Origin of the sequence: uncultured Corynebacterium sp., assembly GCF_902489365.1 — a bacterium.
Taxonomy (GTDB): domain Bacteria; phylum Actinomycetota; class Actinomycetes; order Mycobacteriales; family Mycobacteriaceae; genus Corynebacterium.
In genome coordinates this window covers 1-17,594 of the sequence record NZ_CABTZR010000015.1, presented here as the reverse complement: position 1 = coordinate 17,594, position 17,594 = coordinate 1, and the positions used below count along the sequence as shown (strand labels likewise).

The 17,594-nt window shown below is 62.0% G+C and carries 15 protein-coding genes, 3 tRNA genes and 1 pseudogene; 8 read left to right on the top strand and 11 right to left on the bottom strand.

The genetic code is table 11. From position 1 onward, the window contains the following. Positions 1–10 precede the first annotated feature (10 nt). The 3 genes from RDN59_RS03835 to RDN59_RS03825 all read left to right on the top strand — a co-directional run bounded on the left by RDN59_RS03835 (position 11) and on the right by RDN59_RS03825 (position 3,387). Positions 11–1,879 carry a DUF294 nucleotidyltransferase-like domain-containing protein gene (locus tag RDN59_RS03835; protein WP_308606689.1) on the top strand — a complete coding sequence of 623 codons (1,869 nt, stop codon included), beginning with the start codon at positions 11–13 and terminating at the stop codon, positions 1,877–1,879. Further along, positions 1,880–2,497, top strand: coding sequence for an exonuclease domain-containing protein (locus RDN59_RS03830; protein ID WP_308606688.1), 618 nt, complete (start codon positions 1,880–1,882; stop codon positions 2,495–2,497). A gap of 80 nt (positions 2,498–2,577) precedes the next feature. After that, on the top strand, positions 2,578–3,387 hold the full coding sequence (locus RDN59_RS03825; protein ID WP_308606686.1) for a fumarylacetoacetate hydrolase family protein: 810 nt from the start codon (positions 2,578–2,580) through the stop codon (positions 3,385–3,387). An 8-nt stretch (positions 3,388–3,395) separates the two neighbouring features. Here RDN59_RS03825 and RDN59_RS03820 read toward each other — a convergent pair whose 3' ends face one another. From RDN59_RS03820 to RDN59_RS03785, 8 genes are all read right to left on the bottom strand, one after another. Next, entirely contained in the window at positions 3,396–4,499 is a 1,104-nt protein-coding gene (locus RDN59_RS03820) for an isochorismate synthase (RefSeq protein WP_308606685.1), read from the bottom strand. 79 nt (positions 4,500–4,578) lie between these two features. Then, entirely contained in the window at positions 4,579–5,883 is a 1,305-nt protein-coding gene (locus RDN59_RS03815; protein ID WP_308606684.1) for a choice-of-anchor M domain-containing protein, read from the bottom strand. Beyond that, complete coding sequence (locus tag RDN59_RS03810) at positions 5,880–6,776, bottom strand: anchored repeat-type ABC transporter permease subunit (protein WP_308606683.1); 897 nt, start codon at positions 6,774–6,776, stop codon at positions 5,880–5,882. Before RDN59_RS03810 ends, RDN59_RS03815 begins: the two co-directional genes overlap by 4 nt. Next, complete coding sequence (locus tag RDN59_RS03805; protein ID WP_308606682.1) at positions 6,773–7,501, bottom strand: anchored repeat-type ABC transporter ATP-binding subunit; 729 nt, start codon at positions 7,499–7,501, stop codon at positions 6,773–6,775. The genes RDN59_RS03810 and RDN59_RS03805 overlap by 4 nt, the downstream gene beginning before the upstream one ends. Further along, entirely contained in the window at positions 7,494–8,387 is an 894-nt protein-coding gene (locus tag RDN59_RS03800; RefSeq protein ID WP_308606681.1) for a choice-of-anchor M domain-containing protein, read from the bottom strand. The genes RDN59_RS03805 and RDN59_RS03800 overlap by 8 nt, the downstream gene beginning before the upstream one ends. Continuing rightward, the gene (locus tag RDN59_RS03795) at positions 8,380–9,879 is read right to left on the bottom strand and encodes an anchored repeat ABC transporter, substrate-binding protein (RefSeq protein WP_308606680.1); all 1,500 of its coding nucleotides are present in this window, start codon (positions 9,877–9,879) and stop codon (positions 8,380–8,382) included. The genes RDN59_RS03800 and RDN59_RS03795 overlap by 8 nt, the downstream gene beginning before the upstream one ends. Beyond that, positions 9,879–10,964, bottom strand: a complete 1,086-nt coding sequence (locus tag RDN59_RS03790; RefSeq protein ID WP_308606678.1) for a choice-of-anchor M domain-containing protein — start codon at positions 10,962–10,964, stop codon at positions 9,879–9,881. Before RDN59_RS03790 ends, RDN59_RS03795 begins: the two co-directional genes overlap by 1 nt. A 12-nt stretch (positions 10,965–10,976) precedes the next feature. After that, complete coding sequence (locus tag RDN59_RS03785; RefSeq protein ID WP_308606677.1) at positions 10,977–13,319, bottom strand: choice-of-anchor M domain-containing protein; 2,343 nt, start codon at positions 13,317–13,319, stop codon at positions 10,977–10,979. 163 nt (positions 13,320–13,482) lie between these two features. Here RDN59_RS03785 and gltX point away from each other — a divergent pair, with 163 nt between their 5' ends. The 4 genes from gltX (at position 13,483) to RDN59_RS03765 (ending at position 15,979) form a co-directional block, all read left to right on the top strand. Continuing rightward, on the top strand, positions 13,483–14,982 hold the full coding sequence (gene gltX, locus RDN59_RS03780; RefSeq protein ID WP_308606676.1) for a glutamate--tRNA ligase: 1,500 nt from the start codon (positions 13,483–13,485) through the stop codon (positions 14,980–14,982). Between the two features lie 174 nt (positions 14,983–15,156). After that, positions 15,157–15,228 (top strand) — tRNA-Gln (locus tag RDN59_RS03775). Between the two features lie 56 nt (positions 15,229–15,284). Then, positions 15,285–15,360 (top strand) — tRNA-Glu (locus RDN59_RS03770). Between the two features lie 55 nt (positions 15,361–15,415). Next, positions 15,416–15,979, top strand: a complete 564-nt coding sequence (locus tag RDN59_RS03765) for an alpha/beta hydrolase (RefSeq protein ID WP_308606675.1) — start codon at positions 15,416–15,418, stop codon at positions 15,977–15,979. Here RDN59_RS03765 and RDN59_RS03760 read toward each other — a convergent pair. Both RDN59_RS03760 and RDN59_RS03755 read right to left on the bottom strand, forming a co-directional pair. Further along, the gene (locus tag RDN59_RS03760; RefSeq protein ID WP_308606674.1) at positions 15,974–16,303 is read right to left on the bottom strand and encodes a transcriptional regulator; all 330 of its coding nucleotides are present in this window, start codon (positions 16,301–16,303) and stop codon (positions 15,974–15,976) included. The two genes, RDN59_RS03765 and RDN59_RS03760, sit on opposite strands and share 6 nt — an antisense overlap. Further along, positions 16,296–16,700: a hypothetical protein gene (locus tag RDN59_RS03755; RefSeq protein WP_308606672.1), complete on the bottom strand. Its 405-nt coding sequence runs from the start codon at positions 16,698–16,700 to the stop codon at positions 16,296–16,298. The genes RDN59_RS03760 and RDN59_RS03755 overlap by 8 nt, the downstream gene beginning before the upstream one ends. Before the next feature lie 636 nt (positions 16,701–17,336). Here RDN59_RS03755 and RDN59_RS03750 point away from each other — a divergent pair. Continuing rightward, a tRNA-Glu gene (locus RDN59_RS03750) sits at positions 17,337–17,409 on the top strand. A 54-nt stretch (positions 17,410–17,463) separates the two neighbouring features. Here RDN59_RS03750 and RDN59_RS03745 read toward each other — a convergent pair. Continuing rightward, positions 17,464–17,594 (bottom strand): annotated as a pseudogene (locus RDN59_RS03745) (IS481 family transposase); the annotation flags it as partial.

Below are 17,594 nucleotides of genomic sequence, written 5' to 3'. Positions count from 1 at the left end.
TGGTTGGCGCATGAGCGTCGAAATAGACGAGGTCACTAGTTTCCTCGCACAGCACGAGCCTTTCTCCCGCCTACCGGAGGAAGAGCTCACCGCGCTGTCCTCACAACTGAGCATGATCTACCTGCGCCGCGGGGACATCCCCGTCAGGCTCGGGGAAGAAAACGCGTTCCTACACATCATCCGCACTGGGGCAATAGATGTCCTGGGGGAGGATGGCGTCCTCCTCGATCGTCGCGAACCTGGGCTGACCTTCGGCTATTCCACGCTGCAGGGTGAGCCGGTTTCCGTCTACGAGATGATCGCGGTCGAAGACAGTCTGGTATTCACCCTGCCACAGCAAGCTTTTAGCGAGTGCGCCCACCGCAACCCAGACATCGCACGGTTCTTTTCGGCCAAGTCGCGCCAGATCCGGGCAGCAGCCCGGGAGCAGTCCGATTCCGCACCGACGGATGTTCTCCGCACGCCGCTGCAGGACCTTATCCGCACCGACGTGCTCACCGCTCCGCCCACCACAACGATCGCGCAAGCCGCTGGGATGATGACAGACCGGAGTGTGTCCTCGCTCCTCGTCGTGGAGCCTGGGAACCAGAACGGCACCCGCCTTAAAGGCATCGTGACGGACCGCGATCTGCGCTCGCGCGTGCTCGCCGTTCACCGCGATCCCGGCCAGGCGGTAGGGGAGATCATGACGCCCAACCCGCTGACGGTATCTGCCGATGCCCCCGCCATGGAGGCGCTGCTGCACATGGCCGAGCGAGGTATCCACCACCTGCCGGTGGTCACCGAGGGCGCATTGCAGGGCATCGTCACGCAGTCGGACGTTACGCGTCTGCTCCATAACGACCCGCTCTACCTCACCGCGGACCTCTCACGGCGCAGCAGTGCCGCTGAGCTTCGTGGGGCTTTTCAGGAAGCCACGCGCTTGGCCGGGCGTTACGTGGAGCGTGGCTCCACCCCGGCGGAAGCCTCCAGCCTGGTCACGCTCGCCGCCGATGCCGTGGCCCGCCGACTGTGCACGCTGGCCGAGGAGGAACTTGGACCTCCGCCAGTCGAGTATGCCTTCGTGGCCGTTGGTTCGCAGGGCCGACGGGAGATGGCGCTCGCCTCGGATCAGGACAATGCTCTGGTCCTTGCTGATGACTACGATGCCGCGGTACACGGCAACTACTTTGCACAGCTCAGCTCCTTCGTCTGCGAGGGGCTTGCCGACGCCGGCCAAGTTCTCTGCCCCGGCAACATGATGGCGATGAACGAAGAATGGCGGATGGCCCGGACCCACTGGATCGACACCTTCCGCAGGTGGATCCGAGAGCCCCAACCGGAGGCGCTGCTCAACGCGCAAATCTTCTTCGATTTCCGTGTGCTCTATGGCAGCGAGGAGCTGGGCCGGGAAGTCCACACTGCTGCCGTAGAAATGGGTAAAGGGGCAACGCGCCTGCACGCGCACCTGGCCAGCTTGGCAGCGCGCCGCGAGCCGCCGCTAACCTTCTTCCGGGGGCTGGTGGTGGAGCGCGATGGCGATTACGCCAACACCCTCGACATCAAGAAGGGCGGTACTGCGGGAATCGTGCAGATGGCCCGGCTCTTCGCCTTGGCTTCCGGTTCGACGGTGGTGGATACCCGCCAGCGTCTCAGGGAAGCCGCCGGTAACGCGGTGAGCCAACAGGGAGCGCAGGAGCTTCTCGACGCCTTCGACTACCTACGCTCCCTCTCCTTCCAACACCAAGCCCACCAGCTGCGCGAGGGTCAGCAGCCCAATTACAACATCGACCCCAAGGGCCTGGGGCGCATGGAACGCGAGCACCTGCGCGATGCCTTCCGGGCGATCAAGTCGATGCAGAATGCCCTCGCGACCAAGTACCCAGTGAGGAATATCTAGATGTGGAATCGCTGGAGCCGTCGGGCGGATTGGGGCGCGCCCCCGCGCACCACATGCCTTGATGACGTGGGCTTGCTGGCCGTGGACATGGAGACGACCAGCCTTAACCCCCGCACGGGCAAGATTGTCTCTATCGGCTGGGTTCCGGTTGATGGGAACACCATCGATTTATCTGGTGCTGGATATATCGTGGTGCGCGGCGCGCAGGTGGCCGACGACGCGCATGTCCACCTGCTGACTCAAAACGTCATCGATGCCGGCGAGAAGTTGGAGAGCGCTATGGAGCAGTTGCGCCAGGCGGTGCAGGGACGCGCGTTGCTCGCGCATTTCGCAGCGCTGGAGGTGGGATTCATTGAGGCGGCATCCCGCGCGGTGTTCGGAGAGCGCCCGCGGCTGAGCGTGGTGGATACCTTTGCGTTGGAGCGGCGCCACATGGAGCGCATGGGCACCTACCCGCGCGGCGAGGACCTACGCCTTCCCCGCGTCCGTGAGCGCTATGGTCTGCCGCGCTATGGTAGCCACAATGCGCTCAGCGACGCCCTGGCTTGCGCAGAGCTATACCTAGCGCAGCGGGGGAGCACGCGAGCGGTGACCCTGGGGGACGTCGTCCAGCGCTGAGATAGACAATGCTTTCTTTGCAACCTTTACTGCAGACCCCTGATCGTGAGTTAAAAATCCTTGCGAGTAGTATGGCCGTTATGCGTTTAGGACGAATTGCTCACACCGAAGGTATCTGTTTTGCCATCATCGATGGTCCCGCCGACGCCCCGCTGGATCAGCTGGTGGCCAAGGAAATTTCCGGCACCCCGTTTACGCCACCGGAGCCCACTGGCCGCGAGTGGCCGCTGAGTGAGGCGCGCTTGCTGGCGCCGACCCTGCCGACCAAGGTCGTAGCGCTCGGCCGCAACTACGCCGACCACGTGGCGGAGGTCTTCAAGGAGTCTGCCGAGCACCTGCCGCCGACGATCTTCATCAAGCCTTCCACCGCGGTCATTGGCCCGGGTGCGCCCATCAAGATTCCGGAGTTCGCCACCAACGTGGAGTTCGAGGGCGAGCTCGCCGTGGTGATCTCCAAGGTCTCGAAGAATATCGACCCAGAGAAGTGGCGCGACCACGTCGTCGGCTACACCATTTGTAACGATGTTTCTTCGCGTGACCTGCAGTTCCAGGATGGCCAGTGGGCACGCGCGAAGGGCATCGACACCTTCTGCCCGCTGGGCCCGTGGATTGAGACGGACCTGGACTGCATCAATCTTGACGATCAGAAGATCAACGCGTACCTCACGCACGATGGCCAGCGCGAGCAGAAGCAGGACTCCAACACCGACCAGATGATTGTGAAGATGGGCGATGTTATCGCTGAGATCTCGCAGTCCTACACCCTGCTGCCGGGCGATGTCATCACCACCGGCTCCCCGGCGGGTACGGCCCCGATGGTTCCGGGCGATACCATCGAAATTGAGATCCCTGGTGTGGGCAGCCTGACCAACCCGATTGAGCGCGCTTAGGCGCTGCTCTAGAGGTTGAGCGCGCGGAGGATAGTGCGCAGCTTCGCCGTGGTTTCCTGAAGCTCGGCCGTCGGGTCGGAATCCACAACGATTCCTCCGCCCGCCCACGCGCGGGCGGACAGGCCATCGCCCGCGACCTCTGCGCAGCGGATGGCCACCATGTATTCGCCGTCACCGGAATCATCGCACCAGCCAACTGCTCCGGCGTAGAAGCCGCGGTCGGTCTCAGCAGTTTCGATGAGCGCCTGCGCAGCTTCGGTGGGGGTGCCGCAGATAGCGGGGGTGGGGTAGACCAGCTCCGCGAGTTCGAGCGCGGTGATGTCCGAATTCTTCAGTGTTCCCGCAATCGGGGTTCCCAGATGCCACATCTCGTTCGTGGAGGTCAGCTGCGGGGTGGTGGGGGCGTCAAGGGTCGCGCACAGCGGCTGCAGAATCCGGCGGATATGGTCCACGACGAAGGCATGCTCGCGCAAATCCTTCTCGGAATTGTGCAGGTCCTGACCTGCCATGATGTCGCGTGCTTTATCCGCCTGCCGGGGCGCGGATCCGGCCAGGGGGAAGGCCGTGACCGTTGAACCCTGCTTCTTGATGAGCACCTCCGGGGAAGAGCCCACGAGCATCGCTCCGGGTCGTCCCGCCGGGGTGAGGTCGGTGATGAAACCATCGCGATGGGAGGACAGGTCGATCAGCCGCGCGGCGACGAGGAGCGGATCGACAGGGGCGTTGAACTCAATGTCAACGGCGCGGGCGAGGACTACCTTGTCCAGCTTGGAGGCTTCGATGGTGGCGATGGCTGCTTCAATGCGGCGCAGGTGTTCCTCCGGTTCCGGATCGAAACCGGTAACCCGCGCGTTGAGCGTGCCGCTGCGGTAGTAGGCGTGCGGCTCGAGCGGTCCGTCCTCGCGGATAATGCTGCGCGGGACTGTCAAGGCGGCCGGATCTCCCTTGTGGAAGGGAAGCGCGCCGACGATCATCGGAACTGTGCCCGCACGCAGCTGGGCTACGGCGGCATCGACATCGCTGAAGGTCGCAGCCGAACCTTGGGTACGCACAGACCCAGTCGCGCGGGACAGGAGGAAGTCGGGGGCGGTGGAGGGTCTGTTTTCACACATAAGGAATAACTCTAGTTCCTTCTTTCCTTCTTACCGAAACCAGATCCACTCCTTATGCGGGGTGCCCGCCCTTAGGGGACTAGTCGCGGTTGCGCGGGCGGAAGAACTGCACAGCGATGAACAGCCCAATACCGAGGAGAAGAGCAAGGGAACCCATGCCCGCAAGGAAGCCCGCCCAGAAGCCGGCCATCGGTGCGCCATAGCTCATAGCCTGGATGTTTGCGCTTCCAGCCTGCTGTTCCTCCGTGCCCGGGGCGGGGCGCTGCGCCGCGGCGGCATGCTTGGTGCTTCGTTCCTTCTTGGGCGCAGCGGTACTCTCGGACTCTTTCGCACGAGTAGCAGAGCGCCCGTTCGAGGTGTTCCGATGTGTGGAATCTCTCTGTTGTTCCACAGTGTGGGATGGTCCGTTCTGAGGGGCGCGCTGGCCCTGCGTCTCAGGACGTTGGCTTCTTTCAGAAGCATCTGCGGCGGGCTTCTTTTCGGTACTTCGCGCGGAGCGCTCAGACTGCTTCGAGTCTTTGGCGTCTCTCGCCGCGGAGGGCTTGCCACCGTTGAGGACGGTCTCGGCCTCCTTGAAGGTTTTATCCATCGTCTTGTCTAATTGAGCGATGGACTTGGAGGTGTCGTTGATCTCCTTGGCCAACTTCTGCGGACGGTTCTTCGCGCTGCCCGAACCAGAGCCCTGTCCAGCACCGGCACTGGCACCCCAGTCCAGTTGACACAGCTCGTCAGAGTCTGATCCACCTACGAGGAAGGGCACGTCGATGGAATGCTCCGCGCCGTCGTTGAGCGTAAACGTGAAGGTTGCGGCATAGGCGCCTGGCTCGGTGAAAATGATCCCGGTGTGGCTGTGGAAATGATCGGGGTAGTTCCAGGTGATGTCTGGGTCTTCCGAGTCAAAGAGGACGGTGGGTGCTGCACCCAGGGAGTTTTGGAAACCGACCATACGTCCGCCTTCCGGTGCGCTGTGCAGCGTCAGCGACAGGGTAGCGCCCTCAGCGGTTGCCGGGTCGAGGTAGCTGGTGTTGAAACCAAGCCAGGGGATGGCCGGGTCTTGGGTTTGGGGGATCTGCCAACCACTCGACGGGATATCGCTTCCGGCTGACTCATCGAAGGCGGCGTTGCTGCCGACCTCTATGTAGAACTCGCCAGAGTCGTAGTCCTTGCCGGACTCATCGTCGCGGGCGATAAAGGAGATGTTGCCAGAATCTCCCACCAGCGCGAGGTCCTGGTGCCCGCGGCTAAAGGCATGCAGAGAGCTGGCATCGCAGGAGGACTCGCTTGCGCGCTCCGCGGCGACAGCGGGCGCTGCAGAAGCAATCATCGTCGGCGAGCTCAGGGCGATAGCGGCGGCAGCGGTCAAGGTGAGGGGACGGATATTCATGCGGACAGGGACTCCTTTGAATCAGAGGGGTGCGGGGAGGACGCCGTGGCACGACGAGAATGCAGAAGAGGGGACAGCGCCCACGCCGCGAGGAAGCAAACAGTAAGCAGCAGCACGATGGTCGCCCCAGCGGGAAGATCGATGGCCCACGCCAGATAGATGCCGAAGAAGCTGCCGAGCGAACCGATGGCCGCGGAGGCGATCATCATCGACCCCAGCGAGTCACAGAGCAGCCGCGCCGTGGCCGCTGGGGTAATGAGTAAGGCGAGCACGAGGACGTTGCCGATGGTGCCCACAGAGATGACCACCGCGCCGGTGACGCAGAGGTAGAGGACGATGTCCAGAGCAAAGACGGGCAGCCCCATCGCGCGGGCAGTCTCTTTGTCCAGGCACGTGGCGGTGAGCTGGGGGCCGAGCAAGACCACGGCCCCAACGATGAGCACCGTGACGGCGAACGCGGTGTAGAGATCGGCACGGGAGACACCCGTCAGCGATCCGAAGAGGAAGCTCGTGAGCGAGGCCGTATAGCCCTCCACCCGGGAGATAATGACCATGCCCAGCGCAAAGGATGCGGCGAAGAAGATACCGATGACGGAGTCCTCGCGGACCGTGCGCCGCTGGGAGAAGCATGCGATGAGCACGGCGACGGTGCAGCCCGCCACGGCGCCGCCGAGCAGCACTGAGCCCTGGAGCACGAAAGCGATAGCCAGCCCCGGGAACACCGCGTGGGAGACGGCATCGCCGATAAAGGCCATGCCGCGCAGCACGACGTAGCACCCCACCACCCCGCACACGATCGCCGCGAGGATGGAGATGCCGACCGCGCGGGCCAAAAAGTCCAGGTGCGGATTGGCCAGGTCCTGGAAGAACTCAACAAGCGAAATGTCGATCATGCCGCCACCCCAATCGCAGAGAGCAGCGGTGAAGAGGCCGATACCCCGAAGGTCTCGCTCCACGGCTGCGGGGTCAGGCGCAGGGCTTCCGCGGGCCCGTCCGCGACGATCCCCCGGTTAAAGAGCACGAGGCGCGAACACGAATGCGCGGCCTCGGAGAGGTTGTGCGTGGACATGACCACGCTGCTTCCCTGGTCGGTGAGATTCTGGAAAAGAGTGAGTAGCTCCTCGGTGTTGGGAGCGTCGAGGCCGGTAAAGGGCTCGTCGAGAAGCAGCACCTCGGGCTCGCAGGCCAGAGCGCGGGCGATGAGGACGCGCTGGCGTTGGCCGCCGGACAGTTGCGCGATGGGGCGCTGTGCGAACTCTTCCAAGTTGGTCAACTCGATGGCGCGGCGGGCAGCCTGCTTGTCAGCACGGCCCGGCCGCCGGAACCAGCCCACCATTCCCGTGCGCCCGCTGAGCACCGCCTTGGCCACGCTGATGGGGAAGTCCCACTCCACGTCGTGGCGTTGCGGGACGTATCCCAACGAGGTGGTGACGTCGATGGTGCCGGTGAAGGGGACCAGCCCCAGGACGGCGCGCATCAGCGTGGTCTTACCGGCCCCGTTCGGTCCGAGAAGTCCAATAAACTCGCCGGGGTCGACGTCGAAGCATGCGCCGTCGATGACTCGGCGGCCAGAGAGCGACACTGCTAGGTCGTTGATTGAGATGAAGGGATTAGCCACGGCGCCCGCCTTTCGCGCGTAGCACCGCGAACACAGCCCCGACGAGGACGAGTAGGCCCGCGCCGGCGAGCGCCCAGACCCACACCGGAACCGCGGTGCCCGCCGAGGCATCTGAGAACTCGGCGCTCGGATCCCATTGTGCGGCGTGTGCCTGCGCGCCGTCGGTGCCTGCACCGACGGCGAAGGTCAACGTGGCCTCGGCTGCCACCTCGCTGCCCGCGCTTTCGCCCGCGCCCTCACCGCTCATGCGGACCCGAACCTGGTGGATGCCGGGTTCGGTGAAGACCCAGTTGGCGTGCGTGTGCGTGCCCAGGTCCACCCAGAAACCGTCCGCGGCCTCGGTCGCGGTGGACCACAGCAGCTGCGGTTCTTCGAAGCCGCCGTTCTGTAGGAAGAGGGAGAATTCGCCCGGCCCCTGGTGTCCAAGGAACTCCATAGTTACTCCGCGTTCGACGTTTTCTTCTAAGGAAGGCGCCTGGGTATTCCAGCCCAGCCAGGGCACGTCGGCTTGTTCGGTTTGGGGAACGACCCACACCTGCGATCCAGGCTCGGCGCCGACAAAGGAAAAGGCTTTGTCCTCCGGAAGGGTGAGCTGGGCATTGTCGCCGACGTCGAAGACCACGTCAGCAGGATCACGCCATACCGGCGTGGCTGCCGAATCGTCGCGGGCGAGGAACTGGGCCTGCCCGTCGACAAGCAGTAGCCCGAGGTCCACGTGACCGTGGTCGATGGTGGCCTCTGTCCCAGGTGCGGCTACCTCTTCATCGGCGCTCACAACCTGGGCCAGATCACCGGCCGAAGCAGTCACCGGCGCGAAAGCCAGCGCCGCAGCGGTCAGCGTTGCCGCCAGGGACGTGCCTAGTGTGTGGATGGTGCGATTAGACATGAGTTTCCTTCGTGGTGCTGCCTAAGCAGCGATTGAGTGAGTGTGCGTTGAATCGCAGGAGGTCGAGATACGTGGGGACGGTGTCATCGAGAGTGTCGCCGTAGATGGGGCACACCGCGATCCCTAGGGATTCGGCAGCCTCACGGATGACATCGGCGCTGGCCTGTTGGGTAGGTTCGACGAAGACCGCGGGCAGTTGGAGATTCTCCAGCGTGCGGCGCAGGGCGATGACGTCCCGCGGTGAAGGCTCGATGGCCGGGTTGGGGGTGACGAATCCTGCAATGTCAAGTCCATAACCTTGTTTCAGGTAGGCATAGCCGTGATGAGGTGTGACCAAGTGCCGATTGCGCTCCGGGATGTCTTCGATGAGCCGCCGCACCTCCGCGTCCGCGTCGTGCAACTGCTCGATGTAGATCTGAGCGCGCTCCCGATACTCCGCGCCGTGGGATGGATCCGCCAAGGCCAGTTGCTCGGCGATGACCTCGGCATAGCTGATGCCGTTGGCCGCGTTGTGCCACAGGTGCGGGTCAACCTCGCCATGGATGTGCTTGCCCAGGACAGCCTGAGGCAGCAGGTAGGTCTCTTCACCCGAGCGCCCCAGGAAGCGGTAGGCCGGGTCCGGTGGTATCTGCTGCAGGGTGGAGTTGGGAATGCTCAACGCCGTGGCGCGCGGGTCGAAACCTTCGCCTTGATCCTCCAAGTCGAGCTCGCCCGTGGACAGGTCCGCGGTGATATCTACGTGGCCCGCATCCAGGGAAGTCATTCCATCAGGTGGCTGTACGCCCACGGCCACCGTGAATTCCTGCGGTGAGCTATCCGTTGCGCCAAAAGTGAGACGGTATATGCCCGGCTTGGTGAAAGCCCACGAGACGTGTGTGTGGGCGTTGGCTGGCAGCGTTGTGGAATCGTCGCGTTCATCCCGACCATCAGCCGTGTTGAAGAGTGCTTCGGGCGTGCCAAATGTGGATACGACGTAGGCCGCAACATCGCCTGGCCCCTCGGCATCGAGCAGGCGCATGTCGACGCTCGTTGTACCCGGCGGGGCATTGCGCACGCGCAGCCCCAGCCACACGGCATCGAGAACAACGTTTTCCACCAACGGCACGAGACGGGCCCCGCGCGTGGACGCTTGGTCCGCTACCTCGGTGACCGGCACATCCGATGATTCCCGCAGCGTCTTCAGCAGGTTCTGCGGCTCGAGGAGAAAACCATTGGCCAGCAGCACATCCGCGTTGGCGACATCTCGCACCGAGCGCAAGCTCGGCTCAAAGGTGTGTGGGTCCTTGCCCGCGGGAATCAACGTGGTCACCGCGGCATCGTCCCCGGCCACGTGCTTGGCGACGTCCCCGAGAATCGGCGTCGTCGCCACCACCTTGAGCTTCGCATCGTCCCCGCTGGTGGTGCTCGCGCAACCACTGAGCGTGGACGCGCTGATAAGTACCGCCGAGAGCAGCGCGATGTGGGGCGTCCGGGTGCGTACTCCGTGCGGCATTAGTCGCGACCCTTAAGGAGTGCGAGACGTGCTAGGGCTAGGCCTAGCACGAGCATGCCGAGGCCCAAGATTCCGATGCCCCACGGCAGTAGGTTTTGCCCGCTGTCGTAATAGCCGGCAGCAGCGACCGTGTCCACGTTCTCCGCGGCTGGCGTGGCTTTGTCGGCTGCGCGGGCAGGCTTGCGCTCCTTCCTTTCCTTGCGCTCGGAGCGGTCTTTACTCTCCTTGCTGCTTGCCCGTTGTTTCTCGTTCTTGGTTCCGGCAGTGGATGCCGAACCGCGGGTATTTCCTCCAGCGTTTCCAGCTCCAGAGCGTGATCCGGAGTTGGAGACAGCAGGGTGCTCAGGGGAGGCGTCGCCCAGCGCTTCGTCGCTGTCTTCAGCACCGCCATCACCATCATCAGTGTCGTGTTCCCCGTCGCCGGACTCCTGGGGTGCGGCGTCACCGTCACCGACATCCCAGGTATAGGTGACCTGGTTACTCGTGTCCCCGTTGGATTCTGCCTGCACCGTCATGGTGTAGATACCGGGCTCGCTAAAAGCCCAGTTGACGTGCCGATGTGCCGGGTAGGCTTGGTTGATGACATCCCCGGACACTAGGTCCAGCGCGCCGGCGTCGGTGACAGGCTGGATATCGCCGAAGCCTGCCGTTTCGAAGACGAAGATATCACCGGGGCCGGTGACCTCAACGAACTCGAAGTTGACGTCTGTGTAGCCAGCCGATTGTGCAGCTTGCGTATCCCATCCCGGCCAGAGCAGCGAACTGTCCTGGGTCTGGGGGAGGTAATACGTCGGTACGCCAATCCCATCGATGCCCTCTGTGGCCTCGCTCCAGGCCTCTTCGGCCACTTTGAGGGCGACATCGTTGCCAGGGCGGACGACACCGCTACCGGTGATGTCTTCCTTCATCGACAAGGTGAGCTCACCGCCGGGGGCGGAGACATAAAAGGCGTCAACGTGTCCGGTGTCGAAAACCTCGCCATCGGCGCGGGCCGGGGCCGGATGGCCCGTGAAGACGACTGCCAGCGCCACGGCGATGGCGCAGAGGGCAGCAGTGACTCTGTGCAGCTCTGTGGTGCGGTGCACGCTATGTCCTTTCTAGCGATGAAGCAGGCCGTTGAGGCGAGACTCAATCTGGCCGCGGTGGTTGTTGTAGAAGTTGAGGAAACCTTGAAACACGATGGCCAAGACAACGGGAAGCACGAGGCCCCACAAACCCTCGAGCTTGGGCATAGAGGACTTCATGTCCTTCTCGCTGCTGGATTTGTTGTCGTTCGGCTTGGTGCTGCCAGGCTTGTCGTTGCCCTCGCCCTTGTTTCCGCCCTTCGCGCTCACGCAGTCCTTGATCGCGGCGTCGCCGGCGGCCACGGTGAGCGTCTGGGGCTCAGAGGTGATCTGCTTGCCATCTGTAGTGGTGGCCGAGTAGCTGACCTCGAGCTTGTACATGCCCGGCTTCGTAAACGCCCAGTTGGTGTGGGTGTGAGAGGCGAAGGTGGTTTCTATGGAGTAGTCACCTTCGGCGGAATTGATCAAGGGAGTAAAGCCCTTGCCCAACCCTTCGGTGGTGAACAGGCCCACCTGTGCGCCGTCGGGCATCTCAACGGGCTTGATGTTGAGGGTGACCGTGCCGTCTTTGTAGTCCTGGTAGTCAAGCGCCTGGGTGTTATAACCCGGCCAGATGATGCTCTGCTCTTGGGTTTGGGGGAGCAGGAAGAACTTATCCTCGCCCAGGTAGTTGAAGTCTTTGCCCTTGAGCGCCTCCGGGCGGGGGCGCAGGGCGTTGTTGTGGATGGCGAAGACAACGTCATCAAGCGGGCGCTCGACGGTCTTCTTGTCTACGATGGCCGTCTCATCCTTGAGCCGGGTACGGAACGTATCGCCGTCACGAGTGACAGCGATATCGACATGGCCATGGTCGAGCACCGCCTTGTCAACGCACGTACCGGTGTATTTTCCTGACTCTGGCTTGGTGTTATTGTCCGGGCTGGTGGAGGGAGCCTTGGAGGTTGTGCCGAGTGCGCCGCGGCCCTCGTACTTCTGCCCAAAGGAGAAGTTTTCGGTGAGCGTGATACTGCCGGAATCTTGCTTGATGCTCGGGTGCGGAAGGATATCCAGGCGCACGGTAGTGCCGTTGAAGCTTGCGTCTGCGCCGGCCACAAACTCCGCGCGGCCGTGGGTGATGACTCCGTCGAATTCCACGTCGGGAAGCTCGCTGCCCTTGCTGAAGAAGCCACCATGGACGTAGCCTTCGAGCTTCTTATCGGCGGCCTCCACGATGATGCGCGTTGCGCCCTCGCCCTCCGGAACGGCCCGCGCGGACAGCTCCGGGTTAGATACCGAGACCTCTTGATCGGAGGAGAGCTGGCGGGGGTTGGTGGTCTCTGCCCAGGACTCCGCTGACTTCTTCGAGGTGGTGGAAAGCTCTGCGTTCTCGGAGTAGGCGAGCTCCTCGGTGATCCAGCGTGGGCTGCCGTCCTCTGGGGTGTAGACAGCCTGGATCGTTGAGGACTCTGGGCCTAGGAACTCATCGAAGTGCGCTTGACCGTCTTTCACGGGCAGATCGGTGAGGAAGTAGCCGTCGATCAGCAGCGTGAGCGTGCCGTTGCTGCCGCCGGTGAAGTCGATGGAGGAGAGGCGCTCATCCCCGTCCTTGTCTCCGGACTTCTTCGGAGTGATGGTCAACCGGTAGTCCTGTGCGCTGGCATTTCCCGCGGTGGCCTTGTCGAACCGCTCCTTGAGTGACGGTGTTGGATCGGCAGCCGGACGCTGACCGCCCACCTGGATGGAGGTGGTGGTTGGTGCGGAAGCGATGAGCTTGCCGTCCTTGTCGCGAGCGGTGGTGCGGTAGGTCAGCTGGTAGCGCCCAGGCTTGGTGAAGACGGTGTAGTTGTGGGTGTGCGTGCCGCTCGTCAGCCAGGCAGAATGCGGGGCACCCTCGGTGGTTCCGAAGAAGCGCTGCAGGCCGCCGGGGCCGGGGTAGTAGCCAAACATCTCTACCTCGCCGGGGCCATCAACGCTGAGGAGGTCGAGAGAAGCGATGTTGTCGCGGAAGTCATCGACAGGCAGCTCGGTGTCCGCACCGAAGCCCATCCATACTGGGTCCAGGCTGCCCTGTACGCGGGCGGGTGCCATGTAGTAGGTCGTGCCAGCCTTTCCGAGGAAGGAAAGTGCAGGGTCCTCAGGGACCGTGAACTGGTATTGGTTGGTTCCGTTCTGGTCCCAGCCTTTGCCCACCCAGGTGACGGTGTCGGCTAAGTCGTGGTTGCTTTCTGCGGAATGGCTTTTGAGAGTCAGAGAATTACCCTCCCAAAATGCCTTGGGGGAGTCGATGTGCGTTTGGGTGGACACGTGCTTGCCGTCGTCGGGACCGGCAACGGCGGTGGCGGGAGAGGCGAGGAGTGCGGCGCACGTAAGCAGAGCCGCGTAGCGGGTACGAAGCACGATGGGAGACCTTTCTTCAGTTCTTGATCGAGATTTTTCACTATAGGTAATGGAAACCAATACCGTTAAGCGTGGGGGAAAGGCGCTGCTCAGCCTTAGTGGAAACGGAGTTCAACTACCCCCAAGTGGGGCGGGCGGTGCGGCGATGCGGCGCTGAACTACGATGGTGGGCATGACTGAAAAAACATCCGACGTCCGCGTCCGTTTTTGCCCTTCACCTACCGGCACGCCCCACGTGGGTATGGTCCGCACGGCTCTGTTCAACTGGGCTTATGCCCGCCACACTGGCGGTACGCTGATCTTCCGCATTGAAGACACTGATGCCGCCCGTGACTCCGAGGAGTCCTACCAGGCCATCATCGACTCCCTGAACTGGCTTGGCCTCGGCTGGGATGAAGGCGTCAACGTCGGTGGCCCGGACGAGCCTTACCGCCAGTCGCAGCGCATGGACATCTACGCCGACGTCCTGCAGAAACTGAAGGATGGCGGCTATGTCTATCCGGCTTACTCCACCAACGAAGAGGTGCAGGAGCGCCACAAGGCAGCCGGCCGCGACCCGCAGCTAGGCTACGACAACTTCGACCGCGACCTCACTCAGGAACAGATTGACGCCTTCGAGGCGGAAGGCCGCAAGCCGGTGTGGCGCCTGCGCATGCCGGACAAGGATTGGTCCTGGACCGATCTGGTGCGCGGCGAAATGACCTTCAAATCGGAGACCCAGCCGGACTACGTCGTGGCACGCTCGAACGGTGCGCCGCTCTACACCTTGGTTAACCCGGTTGATGACGCGCTGATGGGCGTGACCCACGTCCTGCGTGGCGAGGACCTGCTGTCCTCCACGCCGCGCCAGCTTGCCCTCTATGAGGCACTCATTGAGTTGGGGATTGCTAAGCAGACTCCGGAGTTTGGCCACCTGCCCTTCGTGATGGGTGAGGGCAACAAGAAGCTGTCCAAGCGTGACCCGCAGTCCAACCTGTTCAATCACCGCGACAACGGCATCATCCCGGAGGGCATGCTCAACTACCTGTCGCTGTTGGGCTGGTCCCTGTCTGCGGACCAGGACATCTTCTCCGTTGACGAGCTCATCGCCAACTTCGACGTTCACGACGTGTTGGGTAACCCAGCTCGCTTCGACCAGAAGAAGCTGGAGGCCATCAATGCGGATCACATTCGCTTGCTGGAGCCAGCAGACTTTGCGCAGCGCCTGCGCGACTACCTCACCGAATACACCGACTTCCCGGCCGACTATCCGGAGGAGAAGTTCGCTTTTGCTGCAGATCTAGTGCAGACCCGCATCAAGACGCTATCCGATGCCTATGGCCTCATGTCCTTCCTGACCACGCCGGATGCCGAACTGGAGCTGGATGAGAAGGCAGCCCGGAAGAACCTCAAGGAGGATGCGGTGCAGCCGCTGGAGGTTTCCATTGCCAAGCTGGAGGAGCTCGGGGAGTGGAAGACGGAGGAGATTGAGAAGGTGCTCTCCGCCGCGCTTATCGACGACCTCGGCCTCAAGCCCCGCAAGGCCTACGGCGCCCTGCGCGTAGCTATCTCTGGTCAGCAGGTCTCCCCGCCGCTGTTTGAGTCCATGGAGCTGCTGGGCAAGGAGTCCACTCTGGCTCGCCTTAAGGCTGCGCAGGCACTCACGCCGTGGAGCGCTGAGTAGTCTTCCTGGGCAGTCTCACAGAGCTGTAATTTCGGGGCGTTAGGTGTCACTCCTAACGCCCCGAAAATGCTTTCTGGCCTGGCGATTTGTGTGTATCGGTAGTGCTGGATATAGTAATAAACCGTTGCAGCGAGCAGCGAGGGGTTAAAGCCCCGAGCTAGTTCACAGCAATAATGGCCTATGGTGTAATTGGCAACACAACGGTTTCTGGTACCGTCATTCTAGGTTCGAGTCCTGGTAGGCCAGCAGTGATAGCGATGTAACGTGGCACTGCACGTTACAGTACGTCGTCACAGTTCTAAGCCCCGTTCGTCTAGCGGCCTAGGACGCCGGCCTCTCACGCCGGTAACACGGGTTCAAATCCCGTACGGGGTACCACCACAGAGTGGCAAGCACGATGAGCTTGTCGCTCTTTTTCGTATGATTGGCGGCCATGCACTTCTACATTGTTCATGGATACCAAGCCAGCCCTGACAGTCACTGGTTCCCGTGGCTCGAGCGCCTGTTGACCGCCGATGGCCACACCGTTCACACCATCGCGCTGCCGGAACCGAACGCACCGAAGCTTGATGAGTGGGTAGAGGCGATACGCAACGATATTGAGCGTCCGAACGCTAATACCTGCATCATCACGCATAGCCTGGGCGGCACCGCGCTGCTGCACTATCTCACGGCCTTGGAGGGCGAGTGGGAGCTTCCTGGGCTCTTCATCGTCTCGGGGTTTGTGGACAAGCTTCGCGTCATCCCAGAGCTTGACGAATTCATTGGCCAGGCCCGCGTCGACGTGCCTGCTGTCAAACCCCACATCGCTCACACAGAGGTCTTCGTGTCCACTAACGATGTCCTGGTTGACCCCGCCCTCACGCAGCAGCTTGCCGACGCCCTCTCGGCCGCGCCCATCACTATCCACGACGCGGGACATTTCCTTGAAGATGACGGCTATACCGAGTTTCCTCAGCTAGTGGATCGCATCACGCAGTGGCTGCGAAGTCTATAGTCCCTCAGTCATAGCTCTGAGCGCCTCTACGTGCTGCACGTAAGCCTGTGTGCCCGCCTCAGTAAGCGTGACCCACACGGCGTCCTTGGCGCGGGTAGAACCGTACTCTCTGGTGCGGCTAATGTAGCCGTGGCCTTCGAGGTGCTTTAGCTGCTTGGAAAGCGTATCGGCGGGAAGCCCGGTCAACTCGGCGAGCGTGCTGTACTTCATCTGCCGACCGTCGGTGGCACCGGCGGAGTAGAGCGTGGCACAGATTCTGAGGCGGTTAATCGGGTGGATAACTGGATCCAGCTCAGGGGATTGGTTGGGTACGTCCTTAGGCATTGGAGCCCTTTATGGCCGCGTTGCGGTTCTCGTAGAGCATCCAAGCCGTCGCTGCGGAAACGACGACCCCGCTGGTGATCATCCAAGGCCATGTATCAGGTGTCGGCGTGGTGGAGAAAATCATTGCGGCGGGAAGCAGTACGCGTGACCACGTGGCGCGATCGTTCCTTGGCCCCTTGTTGGGATTGGGGCGAACAAAAGGGTTCGCGACTTTGTCCTTGAGGAGGTAGCCGAGAATGAAGGTTGGTATGAGGATTGCGAGGGTGTACCACCACGACAGCTTAGAGATTGCGAGGCTGCTGCCGATGCCGAGCGCTACAAGTGCTACCGCCCACTCGCTCTGCTTCCAGGCTGTACGTTGTTGAACCTCTTCAATGACTTTGAGTTCGTGGCTCATAACTTGCCTTCCTTATTTGCAACTAGTGCAAGCTTAACGCTTGCAATGGCGGCAAGTAAAGGAGTGCGAATAGCTCTTGCCCCGGAGTGGTCTGGTTCTACCCCATACCGGCTTGCGTCTTCGGCGAGGTAGTCGGGAGGGGTGGAGGAGTACCAGGGGGTGAACCAGTTCCCAATTGGTCTAAGTCCTACCGGTATGCCTTTTCTGGTCATACACTGCAGATACAACGCATTCCCGACAGAAAGGAGAGCGGATGGCGGAAGCTGAAAATCATCACTATCGCCGACGCGACTCTAGCAGATAGTACTAGGCGGCATCGCCATAATCCACAACTTCTTAAAGCCAACACTCGAGCGAAGTAGGAGCCTTGCACCACATGCTGTTAGCGCACGTGTCCTCCCGAACCTCTAGCGATGACTAACGAGTGCTCCGGCCCCAGCTGCCCACGGCACGCCAGCGGAATAACCACTGATTCGATCCGCGCCTAGGCCTTGAGAGCCCATGTTTCCATCGCAGCCGAAAGCGGCAACGAGGTTCGGGATTTTATCTGTGTAAAAGGTGCTTCTACGTGCCGATTTGTGCAACCTTTCGGGGATCCTATAGTGTTTAGCAAGTCCGCAACGGACAGCTAAGCGAGCCCCGTTCGTCTAGCGGCCTAGGACGCCGGCCTCTCACGCCGGTAACACGGGTTCAAATCCCGTACGGGGTACAACTGTGAAGTCTCGAGACATCGTTCCGGTCGGTGTCTCGAGATTTTTAGTTTTTAGTTGCCCCGTTGGGGGTTGAGTTCGTTGTCTTTCTTGTTGTAATAGATCTTTTCTTCGGTGAGTGTGTAGGCGGCGATTTGTGCCCCGGTGGCGGTTATTTTGATGTCGACGTGGTTGTCGACGCAGA

Coding starts and splice junctions, on each gene's coding strand:
- RDN59_RS03835 (WP_308606689.1), top strand. CDS start 11: ATGAGCGTCGAAATAGACGAGGTCACTAGTTTCCTCGCACAGCACGAG.
- RDN59_RS03830 (WP_308606688.1), top strand. CDS start 1,880: ATGTGGAATCGCTGGAGCCGTCGGGCGGATTGGGGCGCGCCCCCGCGC.
- RDN59_RS03825 (WP_308606686.1), top strand. CDS start 2,578: ATGCGTTTAGGACGAATTGCTCACACCGAAGGTATCTGTTTTGCCATC.
- RDN59_RS03820 (WP_308606685.1), bottom strand. CDS start 4,499: ATGTGTGAAAACAGACCCTCCACCGCCCCCGACTTCCTCCTGTCCCGC.
- RDN59_RS03815 (WP_308606684.1), bottom strand. CDS start 5,883: ATGAATATCCGTCCCCTCACCTTGACCGCTGCCGCCGCTATCGCCCTG.
- RDN59_RS03810 (WP_308606683.1), bottom strand. CDS start 6,776: ATGATCGACATTTCGCTTGTTGAGTTCTTCCAGGACCTGGCCAATCCG.
- RDN59_RS03800 (WP_308606681.1), bottom strand. CDS start 8,387: ATGTCTAATCGCACCATCCACACACTAGGCACGTCCCTGGCGGCAACG.
- RDN59_RS03795 (WP_308606680.1), bottom strand. CDS start 9,879: ATGCCGCACGGAGTACGCACCCGGACGCCCCACATCGCGCTGCTCTCG.
- gltX (WP_308606676.1), top strand. CDS start 13,483: ATGGTGGGCATGACTGAAAAAACATCCGACGTCCGCGTCCGTTTTTGC.
- RDN59_RS03765 (WP_308606675.1), top strand. CDS start 15,416: ATGCACTTCTACATTGTTCATGGATACCAAGCCAGCCCTGACAGTCAC.
- RDN59_RS03760 (WP_308606674.1), bottom strand. CDS start 16,303: ATGCCTAAGGACGTACCCAACCAATCCCCTGAGCTGGATCCAGTTATC.
- RDN59_RS03755 (WP_308606672.1), bottom strand. CDS start 16,700: ATGAGCCACGAACTCAAAGTCATTGAAGAGGTTCAACAACGTACAGCC.